The organism is Vibrio fortis, assembly GCF_000695685.1.
In the GTDB taxonomy this organism is placed as follows: domain Bacteria; phylum Pseudomonadota; class Gammaproteobacteria; order Enterobacterales; family Vibrionaceae; genus Vibrio; species Vibrio fortis_A.
Genome location: NZ_JFFR01000002.1, coordinates 754555 through 776897, shown reverse-complemented (window position 1 = coordinate 776897; position 22343 = coordinate 754555). Strand labels below are relative to the sequence as shown.

Below are 22343 nucleotides of genomic sequence, written 5' to 3'. Positions count from 1 at the left end.
TTTTTCAGTGTTGATGAATATTTGTGCGAGATTTGTGCCGCTTTGGCTGTTTCGTGAGCTATAAAGCGTCAAAGCTGAATAAAACACAACAAATAGGCGTGGGAAAGGTCGATTTTAGACAAGTTTCCGCGTATAAATGGATCTTTGAATTGTAATTAGATTCGGTCTAGTTACAGCATAGAAATTAGTAATTATTAAGAGATTGGGAAATTCATTATGCGTACCCATTACTGTGGTAACCTGAACAAGTCCCTGGCGGGACAAACTGTAGAACTTTGCGGCTGGGTAAACCGTCGTCGTGATTTGGGCGGTCTTATTTTCATCGATATGCGAGATCGTGAAGGTATCGTTCAGGTAGTTGTAGACCCAGATATGGCAGATGCGTACGAAGTAGCTAACCAACTTCGTAATGAATTCTGTATCAAACTAACGGGTGAAGTACGCGTTCGTCCAGACAGTCAAGTAAACAAAGACATGGCAACGGGTGAAGTTGAGATCATCGCTAAAGGCCTTGAAATCATCAACCGTGCTGACGTTCTGCCACTAGACTTCAACCAGAAAAACTCAGAAGAGCAGCGTCTAAAGTACCGTTACCTAGACCTACGTCGTCCAGAAATGAGCGATCGCATCAAGCTACGTGCTAAAGCGTCCAGCTTTGTTCGTCGTTTCCTAGATGACAACGGCTTCCTAGACATCGAAACACCAGTACTAACGAAAGCGACACCAGAAGGTGCACGTGACTACCTAGTACCTAGCCGTGTTCATAAAGGTTCGTTCTACGCGCTTCCTCAGTCTCCACAGCTATTCAAACAGCTGCTAATGATGTCTGGTTTTGACCGTTACTACCAAATCGTTAAGTGTTTCCGTGATGAAGACTTACGTGCTGACCGTCAACCAGAATTCACTCAAATCGATATCGAAACATCTTTCATGAGCGCGGAAGAAGTACGTGCAACAACTGAGAAGATGGTTCGTAACATGTGGCAAGAGCTTCTAGACGTTGATCTAGGTGAGTTCCCAATCATGCCATTCTCTGAAGCGATGCGTCGTTTCGGTTCTGACAAGCCAGACCTACGTAACCCACTAGAGCTAGTAGACGTTGCTGACCTAGTGAAAGACGTTGAGTTCAAAGTATTCTCTGGCCCAGCAAACGACGAAAAAGGTCGCGTTGCAGTAATCCGTGTACCAGGTGGCGCTAAGCTAACTCGTAAGCAAATCGACGGTTACGGTGAGTTCGTTGGTATCTACGGTGCGAAAGGTCTAGCATGGATGAAGGTTAACGACCGTGCTGCTGGCATGGAAGGTATCCAATCTCCAGTTGCTAAGTTCCTAAACGAAGAAGTGATCAACGGTATTCTTGAGCGCACAGGCGCAGAGACTGGCGATATCATCCTATTCGGCGCAGACAAAGCAAACACTGTGTCTGAAGCAATGGGCGCGCTACGTCTGAAACTAGGTACAGACCTAGAGCTGACAGACGAGTCTGCATGGGCTCCGCTATGGGTTGTTGACTTCCCAATGTTCGAAGAAGACGACGAAGGCAACCTACACGCGATGCACCACCCATTCACATCACCTCTAGGTGTGACTGCGGAAGAGCTAAAAGCGAACCCAGCGGCTGCTAACTCAAACGCGTACGATATGGTTCTTAACGGCTACGAAGTGGGCGGCGGTTCTGTACGTATCCACAATGCTGAAATGCAATCTGCAGTATTCGACATCCTAGGTATCGAAGCTGATGAGCAGCAAGCTAAGTTTGGCTTCCTACTAGACGCACTTAAGTTCGGTACACCACCGCACGCAGGTCTAGCATTCGGTCTTGACCGTCTAGTAATGCTACTTTGTGGTACAGAGAACATTCGTGATGTTATCGCGTTCCCGAAAACAACGAATGCTTCTTGTCTACTAACAGACGCTCCAAGCCTAGCGAACCCAGCTGCGCTTGAAGAGCTAGCAATCGCGGTTAAAGTTGCTGAAAAGAAAGAAGAGTCTGCTGAATAAGCACATATCACTTTCTTTTAAATGATTCTCTCTTTGAGTGAACAGAAATGCCCGTTAATTTAACGGGCATTTTTTTTATGCTTCTATATACTAAGCTCATAAATAAAAGTATGTATAAATAATCAGTATTTTAAGCTATGTCTATTATTCTTGGGATTGATCCTGGCTCACGCATTACGGGTTACGGTGTTATTCGTCAAAATGGTCGTCACCTACAATATTTAGGTAGTGGCTGTATTCGTATGTCGGAGAAAGAGCTGCCAGGACGCTTGAAGCAGATTTATGCCGGTGTGAGTGAGATCATCACTCAGTTCCAGCCTGATGTATTTGCCATTGAGCAGGTGTTTATGGCGAAAAATGCCGACTCGGCGCTTAAGCTCGGTCAGGCCCGTGGAAGTGCGATTGTTGCTGCTGTAAATGCAGATCTTCCAGTACACGAGTACGCCGCTCGTCTTATCAAGCAAGCCGTAACTGGCAATGGCGGTGCAGACAAATCACTGGTGCAAAACATGGTGATGAGCATGCTTAAACTCCCAGCAAAACCGCAAGCAGATGCTGCCGATGCACTGGGTGTCGCAATTTGTCATGCCAATACCAACAAAACGCTGATCGCGCTAGCAGGTAAAGCAACCACAGCAAGACGTGGCCGTTATCGTTAATCCCTCCAATTGATATTCTAACCGCCATCAATTACTTATCTTTGATATGAAATGAGACTTCAAAAACAGTTTTTGTTAAATAGGTTCGCATTCTATTTAACAATTAACTAACATTGGTCGGAGGTCTTACAAGTCAATCAAGGATGATTATCGATGAACCCAATTACATGGTGGCGATCGCTCTTTCTACCCAAAACTCATCAATGGGGCAGTAATGAGTCGCGACAGGCGGACATTTTATTACTGTTTACTTTCATTGCGTTTATCGTAGGACTTTACAGTCTGATCAAATGGAGCAAGCATGGCGAACAGCTATTAATTGCGACCTCTATCTTCCTCATTGTTCTTGAACTGGTTTCAGCCATTGTTTTAAAGCTCTCGAAAAACCCAATCTTGGCCCTTAATTTTGGTTTTGTCGGCATGGCCGTTCATGCGCTAAATATCATTTATCAAAGCGGCGGGGTCGTCGATTCTACTCAAGCTTACTGGGTACCTTTGCTGGTGGTCGCTTTCTTCTTATCTGGAACCAGAATTATCGCCCTTACATGGAGTGCCTTAGTGATAGGCGTGGCAGTGGTAATGACCTCTATGCATTTGAACGGTGCAGTATTCCCAAATATCGCCCTAAATGAGCAGGCAATGGTGGTGGAGACCTGGTCTGGGGTGGTGATGCCATTGGTAGTGATATGCATAGCGCAAGCTTTTACCGCTAAACAGAAAGAGATTGCGATTGAGCAAGCCGAGGCTGCAAAAACAGAGAGTCAAAGTGTAGCTGCGCAAGCTACTCAAAGTGAAGCTCAACTCTCTGTTGTGTTAGACCACGCCAACAATAATTCACAGAGCTTGCAAGGCGTCTCAGTGCAGCTTGATCAGCAGTCAAAAGACCTCCACTCTCAAGTTGAAGTCCTAAACATGAACTGTGAATCTCAAGCGAGTGCCGCTGAGCAGATGAGTCAGCAGCTTCACCAGATGACAGAAGGGCTTGAGGAATCTAACTCTTTCGTCAATGAGCTCAAGGAGCGCAGCGAAGCGGTTGGAGTCAAAGCGCAGAAAAGCTCAGAGTCTTTGGAAGCATCGACAAACGCCATTAGTCAGATTATCCAAAGTAACCAAGAGATCATGAAAGTGGCAGACCTGATTACGTCAGTAGCAGAGCAGACCAACCTACTGGCACTCAACGCAGCAATAGAAGCGGCGAGAGCTGGGGAGCAGGGCCGAGGTTTTGCGGTGGTGGCTGATCAAGTGCGCGAGCTATCCGCGAAAAGTAGCCATTCTGCGATTGAGATCCGAACACTGCTGGATCGAAGTAAAGAAGAAGTTGAGCACGGGCGTACCATTATCGAAACCACGGAAGCTGAAATGAATGGCATTATTTCCGAGGTTCAGACCATCTCATCAGATGTGAATCAGCTCACTGACATCATGACCATGCAGATGGGATCTTTGCATGAGCTCGATCAGGCAAGTACTGAAGTTGCAAAGAGTGTCGCAGAGACCAAAACCGTATCAGGCCAAGTTGCATCAAACGGCATTCAATTGAATCAACAAGTTGATCTCGTTAAGCAATTAGTCACAAGCCTGAATAGCGCGGTGTCAAACGCCAAGCACGCCTAATTAATTCCCCAATCAAATAGAAAGAACTGGATAAGCATCCAGTTCTTTTATATTCTGTCCATCAAATAATTTTCCATCAAGAGAGTAAGTTGTGATCGGACGTCTTCGCGGTATTTTAATTGAAAAACAGCCACCAGAATTGTTAATTGAAGTGAGTGGCGTTGGCTATGAAGTACAAATGCCAATGAGCTGTTTCTATGAACTACCTGCAGTAGGCGAAGAAGCGATTATCTATACTCATTTTGTTGTGCGTGAAGATGCCCAGCTGCTTTATGGCTTTAACACCGTTAAAGAGCGAGCTCTGTTCCGAGAAGTGATTAAAGCTAATGGTGTTGGTCCTAAACTTGGACTCGGTATCCTTTCAGGTATGACTGCAAGCCAGTTTGTTCAGAGTGTTGAGCGTGAAGATATCTCAACGTTGGTTAAGCTTCCGGGCGTTGGTAAGAAAACCGCTGAGCGTTTGGTTGTAGAAATGAAAGATCGACTCAAAGGCTGGGGCGCAGGTGATCTGTTTACACCGGCAACGGATGCGGCTCCAATTGATTCAACACCGAATGCGCACGATGCTGAAGAAGAGGCGGTAAGTGCACTTCTCGCTCTTGGTTATAAACCAACTCAGGCTTCGAAGGTTGTGTCGCAGATAGCGAAAGATGGCATGACAAGCGAGCAACTGATTCGTGAAGCACTAAAATCGATGGTATAAACTCGGTTTACCTGTATACATAAAATGCACTCCGCAACACTTTGCCTTCAAGCTAGAGTCGGGGAGTGCAGTGAAGAACTTAAATAGAACAAGAGCTTGTCACTCTTGAGTTGGAATGACCTATGATTGAAGCGGATCGCCTAATAGCGCCGGACAACCCAGTATTCAAAGACGAAGACGTCATCGATCGCGCGATAAGACCAAAAGCATTAGCGGATTACCAAGGCCAAGATCACGTGCGTGATCAGATGGAGATCTTCATCAAAGCGGCGCAACTTCGTAATGAAGCGCTCGACCACCTATTGATTTTTGGCCCTCCAGGCTTGGGTAAAACCACACTTGCCAACATCGTAGCGAACGAAATGGATGTGAATATCCGCACCACTTCAGGGCCTGTATTAGAAAAAGCGGGCGACTTAGCAGCGCTTTTAACCAACCTTGAAGAAAACGATGTGCTGTTCATCGATGAGATTCACCGATTGAGCCCAATGGTTGAAGAAGTGCTCTATCCTGCGATGGAAGATTACCAATTGGATATCATGATTGGTGAAGGCCCTGCGGCGCGTTCTATCAAAATCGACCTGCCTCCGTTCACCCTAATTGGTGCGACAACGCGAGCGGGCTCTTTGACATCGCCATTGCGTGACCGTTTTGGCATTACGCAGCGCCTTGAGTACTACAAAGTTGACGACCTACAAAATATTGTACAGCGCAGTGCTGACTGTTTGGGGCTATCTATGGACCCTGAAGGTGCACTGGAAGTGGCACGTCGTGCCCGAGGCACACCTCGTATTGCTAACCGTCTGTTGCGTCGTGTGCGAGACTTTGCAGAAGTGAAGGGCAATGGTCATATTTGTGCAGATGTCGCTGACAAGGCACTTAACATGCTTGATGTTGACGCCAAGGGCTTTGACTATATGGATAGAAAGCTTCTGTTGGCGATCATGGAGAAATTTGGCGGTGGCCCGGTAGGTATCGACAATATGGCCGCTGCTATTGGTGAAGAGCGTGACACCATTGAAGATGTGTTAGAGCCGTATCTAATTCAGCAGGGTTATCTACAGCGAACCCCAAGAGGACGAATTGCTACCGATCGTGCTTACCTTCACTTTGGTATCGACAGACCAAGTTAATTAGTCGTTGTGTTTTATAAACCCTGGTTGCATAAGCGCCGGGGTTTTTAGTTTTTTATAGAATAACAACTCTTTGAGCGAGTCGATATTAGTCGCCGATATGCCATTCCAAAACTGAAAACATTGATTTCAAATTTGACGTCGCTAACAAAAATTGAAATAAATTGTCATAATTCTTGTTAATACTTTATGGGTAGTTGTAATTCAAATGTTGATTGAGTGATAGCGGCATGTCACAGATATCATGCCTCGTTATTACCAACCTAATAATTGGTGTGATTTTTATCATGTTTGGTTAAAAATAACTCTAAATTGCTCGTAGAAATTTGATACAAATCAACGCAGGGTTCTCCTATAAACCTTTTGAAACATACTGATTTTACCAGTAATATTAGCGGCAGCTATATTAGCTCATGCTTAACAATAATCTAACTATAACGGTACGTTTTTGCTACAAATTTCAACTTGTAATAACAATCACGTTAATTGTTTTAACATGGATTTTTGCGGTGAATAATCACACAAGTGTCATTCAGCCGACACAAAGGAGTTACCATGATTGATGTTGTTGATCTGTCGCGATTGCAGTTTGCACTGACAGCGATGTATCACTTCTTATTTGTTCCACTGACTCTTGGTATGGCATTTTTGCTTGCCATCATGGAGTCTCTATATGTAATGACCGATAAACAAATTTACAAGGACATGACTAAGTTCTGGGGTAAATTGTTTGGTATCAACTTCGCTCTAGGTGTAGCAACCGGCTTAACCATGGAGTTCCAGTTTGGTACTAACTGGTCTTATTACTCTCACTATGTTGGCGATATCTTTGGTGCCCCTCTGGCAATCGAAGCGCTTGTTGCATTCTTCCTAGAGTCTACTTTTGTTGGTCTTTTCTTCTTCGGTTGGGATAGATTGTCAAAGCGTCAGCACTTAGCAGTAACATGGTTGGTAGCACTTGGCTCTAACTTCTCTGCGCTGTGGATCCTGGTTGCCAACGGCTGGATGCAGAACCCAGTGGGTGCTGAATTTAACTTTGAAACAATGCGTATGGAAATGGTGAGCTTCGCTGAAGTTGTCCTAAACCCAGTAGCGCAAGTTAAATTCGTACACACAGTGGCTTCTGGTTACACAACGGGTGCAATGTTCATCCTAGGTATCAGCTCTTACTACATTCTAAAAGGTCGTGACCTTGCCTTTGCTCGTCGCTCTTTCGCGATTGCTGCATCATTCGGTATGGCTGCGATTCTATCTGTAATCGTTCTAGGTGACGAATCAGGTTATGAGTTAGGTGAAGTTCAGAAAGTGAAGCTAGCAGCGGTAGAAGCTGAATGGCACACAGAAGAAGCACCAGCTGCATTTACTGTGTTTGGTATTCCAAACCAAGAAACAATGCACACTGACTACGCAATTAAGATCCCTTACGTAATGGGTATCATCGCAACGCGTTCTTTCGATAAAGAGGTAACAGGCCTACGTGATCTGCGTGACGAGCACGTCGATCGTGTCCGCACGGGTATGTACGCATACGAGCTTCTAGAAAAACTGCGTGCAGGCGATAAGTCTGAAGAGAACATGGCAGCATTTGATGAAGTGAAAGGTGACCTAGGTTACGGTCTACTTCTTAAGCGCTACACAGAGAACGTGGTTGACGCGACAGAAGAGCAAATCCAAATGGCAGCGGATGATTCTATCCCGACTGTTTGGCCTCTATTCTGGTCGTTCCGTATCATGGTTGCGTGTGGCTTCATCATGCTATTCGTATTTGGTGCTGCGTTTGTACAAACGTGTCGTCAAAAAATCGAACAGAAGCAATGGGTTCTTAAAGCCGCTCTATTCTCAATCCCACTACCTTGGATTGCGATTGAAGCAGGTTGGTTTGTTGCAGAATACGGTCGTCAGCCGTGGGCTGTAGGTGAAATCCTACCGACGAACGTTGCAGCATCAGCGCTGACTATTGGCGAGCTTTGGACATCACTATTTGCAATTCTTGCACTTTACACAGTGTTCCTAATTGCAGAAGTTTACCTAATGCTTAAATTTGCTCGCAAAGGCCCAAGTAGCCTTAAGACAGGCCGTTACCACTTCGAACAAAACGACAACTCTGTTGAAGACAAAGTTAGCCGTTCAGTAGAAGTATAAGTGAGGGAATATTATGTTTGATTACGAAATCTTACGACTTATTTGGTGGGTCCTAATCGGTGTTCTACTGGTAGGTTTCGCCGTGACTGATGGCTTCGACATGGGCGTTGCAGCTCTGTCTCCTGTTATCGGTAAGAGCGACACTGAACGTCGTATTATGCTGAACACCATTGCTCCTCACTGGGATGGTAACCAAGTTTGGTTAATCACAGCGGGTGGTGCACTGTTTGCTGCATGGCCTCTAGTTTACGCAACGTCGTTTTCTGGATTCTATCTAGCGATGTACGTAACGCTAGCAGCACTTTGGCTACGTCCACTTGCTCTAGATTACCGTTCTAAGATTGAAGATCCAAAATGGCGTAAAGCTTGGGACTACGCGCTTTGCTTCAGCGGCACAGTTCCGCCAGTTATCTTTGGTGTTGCTTTTGGTAACCTGCTTCAAGGTGTTCCATTTGAGCTAAACAGCCTGCTGATGTCTGAGTACAAAGGTTCGTTCTTCGCTCTACTGAACCCATTTGCTCTACTGTGTGGCGTATTAAGCTTGATGCTATTCGTTATGCAAGGTGCGACTTGGCTGCAAATGAAGACGACTGAGTCATTACACGAGCGTGCTCGAGGTGTTGCTCAAATCACAGGTCTAATCGCGGTTGCATTATTCGTAGCAGGTGGTTTCTGGGTTCAATCTATCGACGGCTACGTGATCACAAGCACGCTAGACACAATGGCTGACTCAAACCCACTAAACAAAGAAGTAGCAGTTCAAGCTGGTGCTTGGATGGCGAACTTTGAAACGTACCCAGCAATGTGGGCTGCGCCTATCCTAGGTGTGGTAATGCCATTGCTAGCGGTTGTAGCGTCTCGCTTTGAGCGTGGTGGTTTTGCATTCTTGTTCTCAAGCCTTTCAAACGCTGGTGTTATCCTAACGGCTGGTTTTGCGATGTTCCCATTCGTGATGCCATCAAGCCTAATCCCGAACCACAGCTTAACAATGTGGGATTCAACAGCGAGTGAACTAACACTTGGCCTGATGACTGCGGTAGCGGCGGTAATGGTACCTGTGATTCTTGCTTACACGACTTGGACTTACTACAAAATGTTCGGTCGTCTTGATAAGAAACACATCGAAGATAACGACGTTTCAGCTTACTAAGCTAGAAGTTAAATAACTTAGGAGAAATTTTATGTGGTATTTCGCATGGATTTTGGGTGTACTTCTAGCATGTGCATTCGGCATCATTAACGCTCTTTGGTTAGAGCACTCAGAAATGATGGATAAAGACAGTGAGTAATCTCACTGAGCAAGTGACCAAGCTGCACCAACCTATGGACAAGACTCTTCTTCGAGTTTTGTCTCTAGTACTGGGTTTCGTGCATGTTGGCTTGGTTATGTGGGATCCTGAAGCCTACGCCGAGAGTATTGGCGGTTTCAATGCGGTCATCGGTCCAATGTTGATTTGGGCGGTGTGTTCAAGCATGGTTTTCGGGGTTGGTTTTAAGCCTAGAGCGTGGGTATGGCAGTTGCTATTTAGCCCATATGCTTCACTCACAATTTTGCTCTACCTAACAGTGTTAAGGTTCATATAGCGGCGCAATGCCCGTGAATACAGGCTTTATCGCACTGCTTGGTTTTTAGCCGAAAAGAGGTCATCTTATACAGATGGCCTTTTTTTTCACCACACAAATCAAATATTTCATGCCGTTATACTATTAATGTCAAAGAGTTGAGTTATAGTGATATCTTTAACGTTTTTGTATTGTGGTATGAGTTTGCAGGGATCATCTAAGCCATTTACCTGGCCTGTCACCGTCTATTATGAAGACACAGATGCAGGTGGCGTCGTTTATCATTCCAACTACCTGAAGTTTTTTGAACGCGCTCGAACCGAGATGCTGCGCTCAATTGGGGTATCTCAGCAAGTCCTTTTAGAACAAAACATCGGTTTTGTTGTCCGACACATGGATATCGATTTTATCCAAGGTGCGCGCCTTGATGATGCTTTACAAGTCATTACAAAGATTTATGAACTGAAACGTGCTTCCCTAGTATTCTGTCAGGAGATCGTAAATCCTGATGGCAAAGCATTGTGTAAAGCAATGGTTAAGGTAGCATGTATCGACAATCAGAAAATGAAACCTAAGGCTATGCCGACTTTTATTCTTACGGAGCTGACAAACAGTGACTGCTGAAATCTCAATTTTAGGCCTTATTTTAGAAGCCAGCTTACTGGTTAAACTGGTAATGCTTACCCTAATGGGTATGTCGGTCGTCTCGTGGGCGATGATCATAAAAAGAAGCAAAGTGCTTTCTCAAGCGGCGAAACACACAGAGACCTTTGAAGATAAGTTCTGGTCAGGTGTTGATTTGTCTAAGCTATACCAAGAAAGCAACAAACGTAAAGACGAGCTGTCTGGTACAGAAGAGATCTTCTACGCAGGCTTCACAGAATTTGCACGTCTGCGTAAATCTAACGCGGCGTCACCAGATTTCATCATGGAAGGCACTGGCCGTGCGATGCGTGTTGCCGTTGCCCGTGAAGTCGATGAACTGGAAACCAACTTACCGTTTCTTGCAACGGTTGGCTCAATCAGTCCATACATCGGCCTTTTTGGTACCGTATGGGGGATCATGCACTCATTCATCGCATTGGGTGAAGTAAAACAAGCAACCCTAGCAATGGTTGCACCAGGTATCGCAGAAGCACTTATCGCAACCGCGATGGGTCTATTTGCCGCGATTCCTGCAGTAATGGCGTACAACCGATTCAGTAGCCGTGTAGGTAAGCTAGAACATAACTACGCGACATTCTCTGAAGAGTTCCACAGCATTCTTCACCGTCAAGCGATGGCTGGCAGGGAATAATCGATGGCAGGATATCAACCTAAAAAGCGCAAAATGACCGCAGAGATTAACGTTGTACCTTATATCGACGTTATGCTGGTTTTGCTGATTATTTTTATGGTGACCTCGCCGTTTGTTACTCAAGGTGTGGATGTGGAGCTGCCACAAGCCTCAACAGCAAAATCGGCTCAAGATCTTCTCGGTGACGATAACGCCAGCTTTATCATTGTTGAAGTAAATAAAGATGGTGAGCTAGGGCTAAGCGTGAACAACGAAGAAGTTCAACGTGGTCTGTCATTAGAAGAGATCATTGTGCGAGTGAAAGCGGAGCTTTCAATTAAACCAAATTCACCAGTTGCGGTTGGTGGCGATGCTGCAACGCCGTATGCTGAAGTTGTTTTACTACTTGATGAATTAAGCCGAGCAGGGGTGCCTAAGGTTGGCCTACTGACGGACATAAGGGAATAATTCCGTAGCATTCATGAAAACAAAAAAGACTAAATCGAATAGCTTAAGTACACCACTTATCGTGTCGCTAGCGCTGCACGTGGTGTTATTCGTTGTGCTGATTGTGGGTGCAGATTTTACCATGTCTGAGCCCGAGCCAAGCGGCCAAATGGTTCAGGCGGTCGTAATTGATCCGCAGCTCGTTCGCCAGCAAGCGCAGCAAATTCGTCAGCAACGTGAAGCCGCAAGTAAAAAAGAACAAGAGCGCCTTGATAAGCTACGCCGAGAAAGTGAACGCTTAGAGCGCAACCGTAAGGCGGAAGAAGAGAACATTCGTAAGCTAAAAGAGAAGCAAGCCAAAGAGGCAAGAGCGGCTCGTGAAGCAGAGAAGCGTCGCGTTGAGCAAGAGAAACAGCGTAAAGCAGAAGAAGTTCGTCTTAAGCAAGAGAAAGAGCGCGCAGCGAAAGCTGAAGCCGATCGCAAGCTCAAAGAAGCCGCATTAGTGAAAGCGGAACAAGAGCGTAAAGCGAAAGAGGCGGCTATCGCAAAAGCAGAACAGGAACGCTTGGCAAAAGAGCAAGCGGCTAAAGAAGCTGCAGAAAAAGCACGTAAAGAGAAAGAAGCCGCTGAACGTGCTGAAAAAGAGCGTTTGGCGAAAGAGAAAGCGGCAAAAGAAGCGGCTGAAAAGGCACGTAAAGAGCAAGAGCGATTAAAGCGACTTGAAGAAGAGCGTAAGCAGCAAGAAGCGGCACTTAACGACATCTTTGCAGGCCTTGAAACCGAGGCTTCTCAAAACTCTTCAGCAAGACAACAATTTATTGGTGATGAAGTTCAGCGATATGGTGCGATTTATACCCAGCTCATAGAGCAAAACCTGCTGTTGGAGGATAGCTTTAGGGGAAAGTCGTGTAGGGTAAACCTGAAACTGATCCCAACTGGATCAAACGCTATTTTAGGTAGCCTTTCGATTCTAGAGGGTGACAGCCGCCTATGTGCTGCTACGAAACGAGCAGTAGCCCAAGTGCAGTCTTACCCACTACCGAAAGACCCAGATATCGTAAACTCTTTGAAAAACATTAACCTAACAGTATTACCAGAGTAAAAGGACGAACCCGTGTTAAAGAAACTATTACTGAGTTTTGTGTTTGTAATAGCGACCAGCAGTCAGTTTGCACACGCTGCGTTGGAGCTCGTTATTACCGATGGTATCAACTCGGCACGACCGATTGCGATTGTGCCTTTTAAATGGGAAGGCAAAGAGAAACTACCACACGATGTTTCTGCTGTGATCGCATCAGACTTACAGCGCAGTGGTAAATTCAGTCCAGTTGCAACCAGCAAAATGCCGCAAACACCATACAGCGAGGCGGATGTAGACTTCGATGCATGGACAAACCTAGGTGTTGATTCTCTTCTCACAGGCAGCATTACTCAAGATGCGCAAGGTCAATACGTAGTGAACTACCAACTGGTTGATATCGTACGTGGTCAGTTAACTAATGGTCAAAGCCGTGCACTGAGCGATGAAGGCCAACTGGTTCTTTCGAAAGACCATGTTCTTTTCAATAAGAAAGCAACCGTACCGGGCCCACGTTTACGTGAGTACGCACACCGAATTTCAGATCTTGTTTATGAAGAGCTAACAGGTGAGAAAGGCGCTTTCTTAACGCGTATTTCTTACGTTGTAGTGAATGATAAGGACAAGTACCCGTACCAACTGCGCGTAGCGGATTACGACGGTTACAACGAGCGTTTGGTTCTTCGTTCAAAGCAGCCACTGATGTCTCCAGCTTGGTCTCCAGATGGTAAGAAACTCGCTTACGTGAGCTTCCAAAATGGTCAAGCGGAAATCTTTATCATGAACATCTACACCGGTGAACGTGAAAAGGTGACGTCATACCCTCGTCATAATGGTGCGCCAAGATTCTCTCCTGACGGTAAGAAACTGGCATTAGTACTTTCGAAGACAGGCAGCCTTCAGGTTTACACGCTTGATCTACAAACTCGTAAACTGACACAAATTACTCGCGGCCGTGCCAACAATACGGAACCTTTCTGGCATCCTGATGGCAAGTCTCTCATTTTTACGTCTGATCGCGGTGGTAAACCCCAGATTTATAATGTAAATTTGTCAGATAATTCTACCCAAAGAATTACATGGCAAGGCAGCCAGAACTTAGGTGGTCAAATTACCCCTGATGGTCGATTCCTGATTATGGTGAATCGCAGCAACTCTGGATTTAACTTGGCCAAGCAAGACTTGGAAACAGGCGCGGTACAGGTTCTAACTAAAACTTTACTAGACGAGTCGCCAAGTATTGCACCAAATGGAGGTATGGTTATCTATAGCTCTATTTACAACCAAACAAATGTACTGTCGATGGTATCTATCGATGGTCGTTTTAAAGCTAGATTACCGGCAACTAATGGACGTGTAAGAGCGCCAGCATGGTCGCCGTTTCTGTAGCCACGCTTAAAAGCAATTAGCTATTGATAGTAATAACTATTGTAGCAAGTAACTATCTATAGCAATTTATCGGCTGTAGAAACTAAGTTTGATAACGTAAGGAAAATAAGATGCAACTTAATAAAGTTCTTAAAGGCTTGATGATTGCACTACCAGTGATGGCAGTAACAGCATGTAGCTCAAGTGATGATGCAACATCTGCGACTTCTGGTACTGAAACTAACCAAGCAACTTCAGGTTCAGAAAATAACGTAGACACAACTGTTGTGACACCAATTGACGCGAACGGTCAACTGTCAGAGCAAGAGCTTAAAGAGCAAGCACTACGTGAAACTCAAACTATCTACTTCGCATTCGACAACGCTACTATCGCGGGTGATTACGAAGAGATGCTAGCAGCTCACGCAGCTTACCTAAGCAAAAACGTAGACATGAAAGTAACTGTAGAAGGCCACGCTGATGAGCGCGGTACTCCTGAGTACAACATCGCTCTAGGTGAGCGTCGTGCACAAGCTGTTGCTAAGTACCTACAAGCTCTAGGTGTTCAAGCTGACCAAATCTCTATCGTAAGCTACGGTGAAGAGAAGCCACTTCTTCTTGGTCAATCTGAAGAAGTGTACGCTAAAAACCGTCGTGCAGTACTAGTTTACTAATTAGTAGACTTTTTAATTGAGGAATAGCCTCATGTTCAGTAACACAAAGCGTGTCATTATGCTTTCGTTACTGGCAAGTGCAGCGGGCACCGCGCTCGCTGCACCAGCTCCAGTATCCGATCTTAATAGCACCACAACCAATTCAACTTCCTCTTCTACTCGAGCGGCTTCCAATGAAACCGATATCGAGCGTCTAGAGCGCTTGCTACAAAACCGCAATCGCGTTCAACTTCAAATGCAGCAACAAATGGACGACATGGCTCTTGAGATCAGTGAGCTACGTGGTCAACTTGAACGCAACAGCTACGACATGAAACAGATGTTAGAGCGTCAGCGTGAGTTGTTTATCGAACTTGATAAAGTAAGAAGCGAAGTGAAATCATCAGGCTCTGCAGCCGCTGTTGTTCCGGCAACAGACGCGAAAGGCGCCGAAGGTACCTTCAGCACTGATGTTGATGAGCAAACCGCTTATCAAAACGCTGTGGATATGATCCTCAAACAGCGAGACTACACGGGTGCGATTACCGCATTCCAGAAGTTTCAAACAGACTTCCCAGATTCTACGTTCACACCTAACTCACACTACTGGTTAGGTCAGCTCTACTTTGCTAAGAAGCAAGATAAAGAGGCAGTGAAGAGCTTTGCAGCTGTTGTAGCTTACAAAGACTCAAACAAGCGCGCTGATGCTTTAGTGAAGCTTGGCGACATCGCTGCGCGTAACAATAACTCTGAGCAAGCGAAAAAGTACTACGAACAAGTGGTTGCCGAATACCCGAACAGTGCATCGGCAAAAGTAGCCAAGACTCATTTATAGTTCTTTAGTAAAAGAGGCGCATCAGCGCCTTTTTTTATGCCTAATCCTTTTTGATCCCAATCGTTGTACTGTGTAGAATGCTCTAATTCTCGGAAGAAGTTGCGTAGAGCAAGAGCAATGAGCCATATATTAGATAAAATCGACACTGTTTACCCATTCCCACCGAAGCCAGTTCCATTGAACGATGCTCAAAAGCAGGCTCACATAGCGAACATCAAAAAGCTACTAAAAGAAAAAGACGCTGTTTTGATCGCTCACTATTACACGGACCCTGAAATCCAGGCACTCGCTGAAGAGACGGGTGGTTTCGTAGGTGATTCGCTAGAGATGGCTAAGTTTGGTAACCGTCACCCAGCGAGCACACTGATCATCGGCGGTGTTCGATTCATGGGCGAATCCGCGAAAATTCTGACACCTGAAAAGCGCATTTTAATGCCTACACTAGAAGCTGAGTGTTCGTTGGACCTTGGTTGTCCAGCAGACAAGTTCACTGAGTTCTGTGATGCGCACCCAGACCATACTGTTGTGGTTTATGCGAATACATCTGCAGCGGTAAAAGCGCGTGCTGACTGGGTTGTGACATCAAGTATCGCACTTGAGATTGTAGAAAGCCTAGATGCTGAAGGCAAGCCAATCATTTGGGGCCCAGACCGTCACCTAGGTTCGTACATTGCTAACCAAACGGGCGCAGACATGCTTCTGTGGCAAGGTGAGTGTATCGTACACGACGAGTTCTCTGCTGATGCATTGAGAAAGATGAAGTCTGTATACCCTGAAGCAGCAATTCTTGTACACCCAGAGTCTCCAGCAAGTGTGGTTGAGCTAGCTGATGCAGTTGGTTCTACGAGTCAGCTGATCAAAAAAGCGAAAGAGTTACCGCATCCGCAAATGATTGTGGCGACAGACAAAGGTATCTTCTTCAAGATGCAGCAATTGGTGCCTGAAAAAGAACTGATTGAAGCGCCAACAGCAGGTGCTGGTGCAACATGTCGTAGCTGCGCACACTGTCCTTGGATGGCGATGAATGGCCTAGAGGCGATTGAAAATGCACTTGAGAATGGCGGTGAGCAACACGAGATCTTCGTTTCTGACGAGCTACGCGTGAAATCTCTTATCCCTTTGAACCGCATGCTTGATTTCGCAGAGCAATTGAACATGCAGGTGAAGGGCAACGCGTAAGCAAGATCTTTACCTTCAGAACTTAAAAGCCAGCATTCGTGCTGGCTTTTTTGTGTCTTTTTCGTGTGTTTTACACCAGATATCTTGTTGATATCCCGAAAATTTCCTAGCATGTAGTTAACTAAATACTTGATTGAGGTGCAGATGGTTATCTGGTTACAGCTCAAGCGTTGGCTTCAGGCGAATCTATTCGTGTTAAACGGGAAGAACTTGTTGGTGGCGTTTGCAGGGTATGTGCTTACGGCATGGCTATTGTTGTTCATTGCGGGTGAGCACGATCTCACGTCCTCAATCACTACCTTCGCGTACTATCTGGTCGTGACGGCTTCAACGGTTGGATATGGTGATTTGTCACCAACCACAGAGCTTGGTCAGTGGGTAGTGATTTTATTTGTGATTCCCGGAGGTCTCAGCTTATTTGCTGCTTTGCTCGGTAAGGTCGCAACCGAGGGTGTTGAATATTGGCGTGCAGGTCTGTTGGGTAAAAGGAGAATTCGAGTGGAAAACCACATTTTAATGTTAGGTTGGAATGAGCAAAGAACGATACATCTTATAAGAATGTTACAGCATGAAGAGACTGGTAAGCGCCCAATTGTGTTGTGTACTCGTTCTGATATAGAAAACCCTCTTCCGGGAGAGATCAACTTCGTTAAAGTGAACAGCTACACCGATGGTAAAGAGATGGAAAAGACGGGGATAGAGTCTGCAAGCTGTATCCTGATTGATAATCCAGAAGATGACATTACTTTGTCAGCAGCCCTGTACTGTGCGAATCGCAACCCTGATGCTCACTTGTTGGTTTACTTTAAAGACGAAGCCTTAAGCGATTTGCTCCACAAGCACTGTCCAAACTCGGAGTGTATTCCGGCAGTGGGCGCGGAAATGTTGGCTAAAGCGGCTGTAGATCCGGGTTCGAGCGCTTTGCACCAAGAGTTGCTTAGCTCGACACGGGGCATGACGCAATACTCCACTTACTATCCAGAGAATGCAGAAACAACAACGGTAGCGCCTATCTTTAGTGTTTTCAAAGAGCGTTATCAAGCGACGTTGATCGCAATAGATCACGGTGAGGGGCAGGGGATCGAGCTTAATCCTGAGTTGAATGTTGAAGTCAGTGGAGGATCAAAGCTCTTTTATATTGCGGATGAGCGAATCCCAGAGTTCAACTGGCAAACCATTACAAACAAATAGTGGAACCGAGTAATCCTTGGTTAACGAGATCAAAAAAGGCTTCCGATGGGAAGCCTTTCATTCTTTCGTTCATTGCATCATCGCGTGATGCATGCTCGATGTCATTCGTTATTGAGCTTCAGCCAAAGCGATACCGCGTTGCGTCAAGCCACAAAGCATAACGGGTACAGCATTGAAGATCTCTTCAAACTGATCCAAGCCTTCAACGCCTTGCTCTGCTAGTGTCGCAATAGACGTTTCTGGATCGTAAAGCATGCTGATAGAAAGCAGAACGCCGCCAACCAGTGCGTTGTCTTCACTGTCTTCAGGCATCAAGGTTTCCCAGTCATCACGAGCAATCTGCCAACCTTGTAGCAGGCCCTCACAGAAATCACGAGTTGCTTCGTTCACTACTTCTTCTTCATCTAACTGACAAGCTTGTGGCCAAGCCCAGTTACCTTCCATTAAAGCTGGGCGAGTTTCATTCCAAAGCGCAATGATAAGCTCAATATAGCTCTCTAGTTGTTCGCCATCAGTGAAAGGAGCAACTTCTTCACCGCCCCATAAGAATGGAAGCCATTCGTGCGGCGTTAACACGTTCGGCGCGGCTGCCATAGCAGTCACAAAGCCAAGTGTTTTGTGTTCTGTGATGAGTTTGCCTTCCAGCTCAGGAAGCGCAAGAATTTCTTGTAGTGTCAAACTGAAGTACCATAGTAGGTGAAACAAATTTGTGCTTATAGTACCAATCTTGCTGTCGCAATCAAAACCCAATCTAAAAAGGCTTGATGTAACTGGATATAGTCGCTAGCTTAAATAAAAAAGCAACAATAAAACTATATGCAGATACGTTCCTCTCTTAAGAAAAAAAGCATGGTTGCGCTTGGATTGTACCTAGCGACCTTTATTGCCATCATCGGCAGTGTCACTTATTTCGTTGTTGAATCGCCTGTACGAGCCAAGCTCCAGCAGAACCTAGACTTAAGGGCAGAAATCCTTTCATCATTAATTGAGGCACCACTTAATAGCTCAGAGGGCTTTTTACATAGCCTAGTGGGCCTTGCACAAGCTCAACCTGACTCAAAATTGCTGGCTCGTCATTTCAAATCGATTCTTGCAACCAGTGACGATACCATTATCAGTGCTGGTATTTGGCCAGAACCTTATGTGTATGAAGCAGATCGAGAACGAGACAGCTACTTCTTTAATAAAGCTGACGACGGAAAAATCGACCAGCTTTTCTCTTACAACAACCCTAAGTCGATGCTGTATCACCAAGAGGTATGGTACGCGTCTGTCGCAAAAAAGCCTGTTGGCACAGTATCTTGGAGTGATGTCTACTTAGATCCATATACTCACATTCAAATGATTACGGCTTCAGCCCCTTTTTATTTGGATGGTAAGTTCTCGGGTGTCGCGACGGTGGATTTATCGTTAACCGAGCTTTTAAACTTCATAAAGAGCCACGCTGAAGAGTACGACCTCGGCATTACTTTACGTGATCAACACCAACAAATATTGGTGACACACAATTTCAATCTGGTTGAAGGCATCTATATCAGCAACCATAAATTTGGTCAGTTTGATTGGCAAGTCGATGTCGTCAACTCCAAATTGTTAGTCGCCGATGAAGTGTTTAGGCAGGTAATGAGCATTGAATGGGGTATCGCACCGTTCTTGCTTTTATGTGTAATGGCCGGCTACTACCTTTTAAATCGCTATCTGATAAGCCCAATTACCACGATTGCAGCTAAGGTCGATGGCTCCAAAGAGGGAGGCGTCATAGATGTTAACTATCAGAGCCAAGATGAGATTGGTTACCTGATAAAAACATTCAATGAAAAAACAGTATTCCTTGAAGCTGAGAAGGTAAAGGCGCAAGCATCAACCAATGCTAAAACGGCTTTCCTAGCAACACTCTCTCACGAGATACGAACGCCAATGAATGGGGTTTTGGGTACCGCTCAAATCCTTCTCAAGACGCCTTTAAACAGCGAGCAAGAGAAACATTTGCGCAGTTTGTACGAATCCGGCGATCATATGATGACGCTACTTAACGAGATCTTGGACTTCTCTAAGATAGAACAGGGTAAGTTAGATCTTGATAATACCCGTTTCCCACTCGACTCCTTGATTGGCAGTATTAACAGTGTCTACTACACCTTGTCTGCGGAGAAAGGGCTGCAATTTAAGGTCTACACCGAAGTGCCAGCTGGTCGTTGGTACTTCTCTGATAAAGCTCGACTACGTCAGGTTCTGTTTAACCTGCTCAATAACGCCGTGAAATTTACCTCACGCGGCTTTGTTGAGGTTTATTTCAAAGAGGTTACTCGAAATGGCAACACCTACCTGAACATTCGGGTTCGTGATACCGGTATTGGGATCTCTAAAGAAGCTCAAAAACGTATCTTCAATCCATTCGAACAAGCTGAGTCTTCTACCACGCGTCGTTTTGGTGGTACCGGGCTTGGGTTAGCGATTGTGAAAAAAATCACTGAGTTAATGGACGGAGACATTCAAGTAACCAGTGAAGAGGGGATTGGCACCAGTTTTGATGTGAACTTGAGAATTGAGCCTACAGAACCGGGAGAGGTCGAAAGCCTACCACACTCGAAGCTTAACTACTCAGGTTTAAAAGTCCTTATTGTGGAAGACAATCGCACTAATACGGTGATCATTGAAACCTTTATGAGCAATAAAGGCTTCAGCTGTAAGAGCGTTGAAAACGGTGAACTTGCGATTCAGGCAGTGGCTTCTGAGCGCTTTGATTTGATTCTGATGGATAATCACATGCCAGTGATGGACGGCGTAGAGTCAACAACTGCGATACGTGCATTGGCTGACGATATGTCATCGGTGCTTATTTTTGGGTGTACTGCCGATGTCTTTAAAGAGACACGTGAACGAATGATTGGGGCAGGGGTAGATTACATCATCGCTAAACCCATTGATGAGCGAGAGCTTGATGATGCGCTATTTAGGTTCTCTAACAAGCTCTATCAATATCATGGCTCTCAACCACAGTCGAATGAAGAGCCTGTGATTAAAGCTCCAGACAATACTGAGGAGCTCTTGGTGACTCTGTACATTGCACTTGAAGATCAAAGTATAGAATTAGCAACGTTTGCGTTGGAGAATCTACTTATCCATATTGAGCCGACGGAGGATTCTTTGCTTCCGTCATTGTTGACTCAAGCCATTCAAGAGCTTTCAAAAGGGCGCTTTCCTTCACAAGAACTCATCAACTCAATAACCGTTAATATTCCAGTTGAATAATTGTATTTAAATTACAGTAAATGAAGTACGGTTTGAATGAAAATTGAGCTAGATCTGTTTTTGTGGTTGAAGTAACTGGTTTTACTGTCAATTCTGGTTGTAAATTTACAACTTTATTTTAAATTTGAAATCTATCACTGCAAATCTTATGTTTTAATAGTGACATAATCTGGTTGGGTGTTGAATTGCCCTTTTTATATGTTACTAAATCACTGAATTGGCAGTGGTATATTTTGGGTTTTATGCGATGAAGTCTCGTGGGCCATTTTGTATTCGTAACGCAGCAGCGGATACTTTTGCTATGGTAGTTTTCTGTTTTATCTCTGGCATGATTGTTGAGATTTTTATCTCTGGTATGTCGTTTGAACAGTCTCTTGCATCACGAACGCTCTCTATCCCTGTGAATATTGCGATCGCATGGCCTTACGGTGTTTTTCGTGACTGGGTGTTACGTAACGGAGCGAAAATTTCAGACAGTTCATTGGCGAAAAACCTGTCTGATTTAGTTGCGTACGTTTTGTTCCAGTCTCCAGTTTATGCAGGTATCTTGTTCGCGGTAGGTGCTTCAACTGATCAAATCGTTACAGCAGTAACCAGTAACGCAGTGATTTCGTGCGGCATGGGCGTGCTATATGGCTACTTCTTGGATATGTGTCGTAAATGGTTCCGCGTACCGGGTTACTACCAACAAGCGTAATCTTGTTGATATTTGGTTTGTTTTCAAACGAATGAGTTAATTTGTAAGCGAACAGACTAGTTAAGGTAACTTTTTTGACAATGCCCCTTGACCAATGCGAGCAGAATCAATAAAGTAGCGCCTCGTTGAGCAACACAGCTTAACAACAAAATTTGGTGAGGTGTCCGAGTGGCCGAAGGAGCACGCCTGGAAAGTGTGTATACGGAAACGTATCGAGGGTTCGAATCCCTCCCTCACCGCCATATTCAAGTTTAAAGACGTCCCAGGGCGTCTTTTTTCTTATCTTAAGATTATAAAAATCAATAAGTTACGATCCTGTAGCGTTCCATAATGTTCCACAAAAGCGTTTGTTTTTCGTAATACCTAAAGTAATACCCAGGCTTACTATCTGATGCTAGTATTACTTTAGAGCACTAATTCAGGTATTACTTTGTTGTCACTTTCTCTATCGTTATTAGCTATAAGTCAATGTAATTTAGACAGTTATTGGTGATAAGTAATACCTAGATTTTCTTGCTATCCAGCTTAGTTCAGGTATTACTTGAGGGATCA

Annotated in this window: 21 protein-coding genes and 1 tRNA gene; 21 read left to right on the top strand and 1 reads right to left on the bottom strand. The window is 45.0% G+C overall.

The annotated features are described in order from the left end of the window. Positions 1-216 precede the first annotated feature (216 nt). The 18 genes from aspS to VFDL14_RS19365 all read left to right on the top strand — a co-directional run bounded on the left by aspS (position 217) and on the right by VFDL14_RS19365 (position 17842). On the top strand, positions 217-2001 hold the full coding sequence (gene aspS, locus VFDL14_RS19280; RefSeq protein ID WP_032549419.1) for an aspartate--tRNA ligase: 1785 nt from the start codon (positions 217-219) through the stop codon (positions 1999-2001). Between the two features lie 137 nt (positions 2002-2138). Next, a complete protein-coding gene (gene ruvC / locus VFDL14_RS19285; RefSeq protein WP_032549418.1) occupies positions 2139-2660 on the top strand; it encodes a crossover junction endodeoxyribonuclease RuvC in 522 nt (173 codons plus the stop codon). A 153-nt stretch (positions 2661-2813) separates the two neighbouring features. After that, on the top strand, positions 2814-4274 hold the full coding sequence (locus VFDL14_RS19290) for a methyl-accepting chemotaxis protein (RefSeq protein WP_032549417.1): 1461 nt from the start codon (positions 2814-2816) through the stop codon (positions 4272-4274). A 91-nt stretch (positions 4275-4365) separates the two neighbouring features. Beyond that, positions 4366-4977 (top strand): Holliday junction branch migration protein RuvA, encoded by a 612-nt coding sequence (gene ruvA / locus VFDL14_RS19295; RefSeq protein ID WP_032549415.1) that lies wholly within the window; start codon positions 4366-4368, stop codon positions 4975-4977. A gap of 122 nt (positions 4978-5099) precedes the next feature. Beyond that, entirely contained in the window at positions 5100-6110 is a 1011-nt protein-coding gene (ruvB, locus tag VFDL14_RS19300; protein ID WP_032549414.1) for a Holliday junction branch migration DNA helicase RuvB, read from the top strand. A gap of 555 nt (positions 6111-6665) precedes the next feature. Continuing rightward, a complete protein-coding gene (cydA, locus tag VFDL14_RS19305; protein ID WP_032549413.1) occupies positions 6666-8252 on the top strand; it encodes a cytochrome ubiquinol oxidase subunit I in 1587 nt (528 codons plus the stop codon). A 13-nt stretch (positions 8253-8265) separates the two neighbouring features. Continuing rightward, positions 8266-9402 (top strand): cytochrome d ubiquinol oxidase subunit II, encoded by a 1137-nt coding sequence (cydB, locus tag VFDL14_RS19310; protein ID WP_032549412.1) that lies wholly within the window; start codon positions 8266-8268, stop codon positions 9400-9402. Between the two features lie 31 nt (positions 9403-9433). Further along, the gene (gene cydX / locus VFDL14_RS23820; RefSeq protein ID WP_000270284.1) at positions 9434-9541 is read left to right on the top strand and encodes a cytochrome bd-I oxidase subunit CydX; all 108 of its coding nucleotides are present in this window, start codon (positions 9434-9436) and stop codon (positions 9539-9541) included. Further along, entirely contained in the window at positions 9534-9836 is a 303-nt protein-coding gene (ybgE, locus tag VFDL14_RS19320) for a cyd operon protein YbgE (protein ID WP_032549411.1), read from the top strand. Before cydX ends, ybgE begins: the two co-directional genes overlap by 8 nt. Before the next feature lie 165 nt (positions 9837-10001). After that, positions 10002-10439, top strand: coding sequence for a tol-pal system-associated acyl-CoA thioesterase (gene ybgC, locus VFDL14_RS19325; RefSeq protein ID WP_150872871.1), 438 nt, complete (start codon positions 10002-10004; stop codon positions 10437-10439). After that, positions 10429-11112, top strand: a complete 684-nt coding sequence (gene tolQ / locus VFDL14_RS19330) for a protein TolQ (protein WP_032549410.1) — start codon at positions 10429-10431, stop codon at positions 11110-11112. The genes ybgC and tolQ overlap by 11 nt, the downstream gene beginning before the upstream one ends. A 3-nt stretch (positions 11113-11115) precedes the next feature. Further along, positions 11116-11559, top strand: coding sequence for a protein TolR (tolR, locus tag VFDL14_RS19335; protein WP_032549409.1), 444 nt, complete (start codon positions 11116-11118; stop codon positions 11557-11559). A 13-nt stretch (positions 11560-11572) separates the two neighbouring features. After that, the gene (gene tolA, locus VFDL14_RS19340; RefSeq protein WP_032549408.1) at positions 11573-12640 is read left to right on the top strand and encodes a cell envelope integrity protein TolA; all 1068 of its coding nucleotides are present in this window, start codon (positions 11573-11575) and stop codon (positions 12638-12640) included. A gap of 12 nt (positions 12641-12652) precedes the next feature. Continuing rightward, positions 12653-14005, top strand: a complete 1353-nt coding sequence (tolB, locus tag VFDL14_RS19345; RefSeq protein ID WP_032549407.1) for a Tol-Pal system beta propeller repeat protein TolB — start codon at positions 12653-12655, stop codon at positions 14003-14005. Between the two features lie 110 nt (positions 14006-14115). Next, positions 14116-14658: a peptidoglycan-associated lipoprotein Pal gene (pal, locus tag VFDL14_RS19350; RefSeq protein WP_032549405.1), complete on the top strand. Its 543-nt coding sequence runs from the start codon at positions 14116-14118 to the stop codon at positions 14656-14658. A 31-nt stretch (positions 14659-14689) separates the two neighbouring features. After that, on the top strand, positions 14690-15472 hold the full coding sequence (gene ybgF / locus VFDL14_RS19355; RefSeq protein ID WP_032549403.1) for a tol-pal system protein YbgF: 783 nt from the start codon (positions 14690-14692) through the stop codon (positions 15470-15472). Between the two features lie 117 nt (positions 15473-15589). Continuing rightward, positions 15590-16651 carry a quinolinate synthase NadA gene (gene nadA, locus VFDL14_RS19360; RefSeq protein WP_032549402.1) on the top strand — a complete coding sequence of 354 codons (1062 nt, stop codon included), beginning with the start codon at positions 15590-15592 and terminating at the stop codon, positions 16649-16651. A gap of 144 nt (positions 16652-16795) precedes the next feature. Then, positions 16796-17842 (top strand): potassium channel protein, encoded by a 1047-nt coding sequence (locus tag VFDL14_RS19365; RefSeq protein WP_032549401.1) that lies wholly within the window; start codon positions 16796-16798, stop codon positions 17840-17842. Between the two features lie 108 nt (positions 17843-17950). Here VFDL14_RS19365 and VFDL14_RS19370 read toward each other — a convergent pair whose 3' ends face one another. After that, positions 17951-18520, bottom strand: coding sequence for a YecA family protein (locus tag VFDL14_RS19370; RefSeq protein ID WP_032549399.1), 570 nt, complete (start codon positions 18518-18520; stop codon positions 17951-17953). A 171-nt stretch (positions 18521-18691) separates the two neighbouring features. Between VFDL14_RS19370 and VFDL14_RS19375 the strand changes: the two genes are divergently transcribed. The 3 genes from VFDL14_RS19375 (at position 18692) to VFDL14_RS19385 (ending at position 22033) form a co-directional block, all read left to right on the top strand. Continuing rightward, positions 18692-21094, top strand: coding sequence for an ATP-binding protein (locus VFDL14_RS19375; protein WP_032549398.1), 2403 nt, complete (start codon positions 18692-18694; stop codon positions 21092-21094). Positions 21095-21341: 247 nt separating this feature from the next. Continuing rightward, positions 21342-21791 (top strand): L-alanine exporter AlaE, encoded by a 450-nt coding sequence (locus VFDL14_RS19380; protein ID WP_032549397.1) that lies wholly within the window; start codon positions 21342-21344, stop codon positions 21789-21791. Between the two features lie 154 nt (positions 21792-21945). Continuing rightward, positions 21946-22033 (top strand) — tRNA-Ser (locus tag VFDL14_RS19385). The last annotated feature ends 310 nt before the right edge of the window (positions 22034-22343 follow it).

Bases quoted from the DNA above. Each gene is read 5' to 3' on its own strand.
- pal (WP_032549405.1), top strand. From the start codon at position 14,116: ATGCAACTTAATAAAGTTCTTAAAGGCTTGATGATTGCACTACCAGTG.
- nadA (WP_032549402.1), top strand. From the start codon at position 15,590: ATGAGCCATATATTAGATAAAATCGACACTGTTTACCCATTCCCACCG.
- VFDL14_RS19365 (WP_032549401.1), top strand. From the start codon at position 16,796: ATGGTTATCTGGTTACAGCTCAAGCGTTGGCTTCAGGCGAATCTATTC.
- VFDL14_RS19380 (WP_032549397.1), top strand. From the start codon at position 21,342: ATGAAGTCTCGTGGGCCATTTTGTATTCGTAACGCAGCAGCGGATACT.
- ruvC (WP_032549418.1), top strand. From the start codon at position 2,139: ATGTCTATTATTCTTGGGATTGATCCTGGCTCACGCATTACGGGTTAC.
- tolR (WP_032549409.1), top strand. From the start codon at position 11,116: ATGGCAGGATATCAACCTAAAAAGCGCAAAATGACCGCAGAGATTAAC.
- ruvB (WP_032549414.1), top strand. From the start codon at position 5,100: ATGATTGAAGCGGATCGCCTAATAGCGCCGGACAACCCAGTATTCAAA.
- cydA (WP_032549413.1), top strand. From the start codon at position 6,666: ATGATTGATGTTGTTGATCTGTCGCGATTGCAGTTTGCACTGACAGCG.
- cydX (WP_000270284.1), top strand. From the start codon at position 9,434: ATGTGGTATTTCGCATGGATTTTGGGTGTACTTCTAGCATGTGCATTC.
- cydB (WP_032549412.1), top strand. From the start codon at position 8,266: ATGTTTGATTACGAAATCTTACGACTTATTTGGTGGGTCCTAATCGGT.
- tolA (WP_032549408.1), top strand. From the start codon at position 11,573: ATGAAAACAAAAAAGACTAAATCGAATAGCTTAAGTACACCACTTATC.
- VFDL14_RS19290 (WP_032549417.1), top strand. From the start codon at position 2,814: ATGAACCCAATTACATGGTGGCGATCGCTCTTTCTACCCAAAACTCAT.
- ybgF (WP_032549403.1), top strand. From the start codon at position 14,690: ATGTTCAGTAACACAAAGCGTGTCATTATGCTTTCGTTACTGGCAAGT.
- VFDL14_RS19375 (WP_032549398.1), top strand. From the start codon at position 18,692: ATGGTTGCGCTTGGATTGTACCTAGCGACCTTTATTGCCATCATCGGC.
- aspS (WP_032549419.1), top strand. From the start codon at position 217: ATGCGTACCCATTACTGTGGTAACCTGAACAAGTCCCTGGCGGGACAA.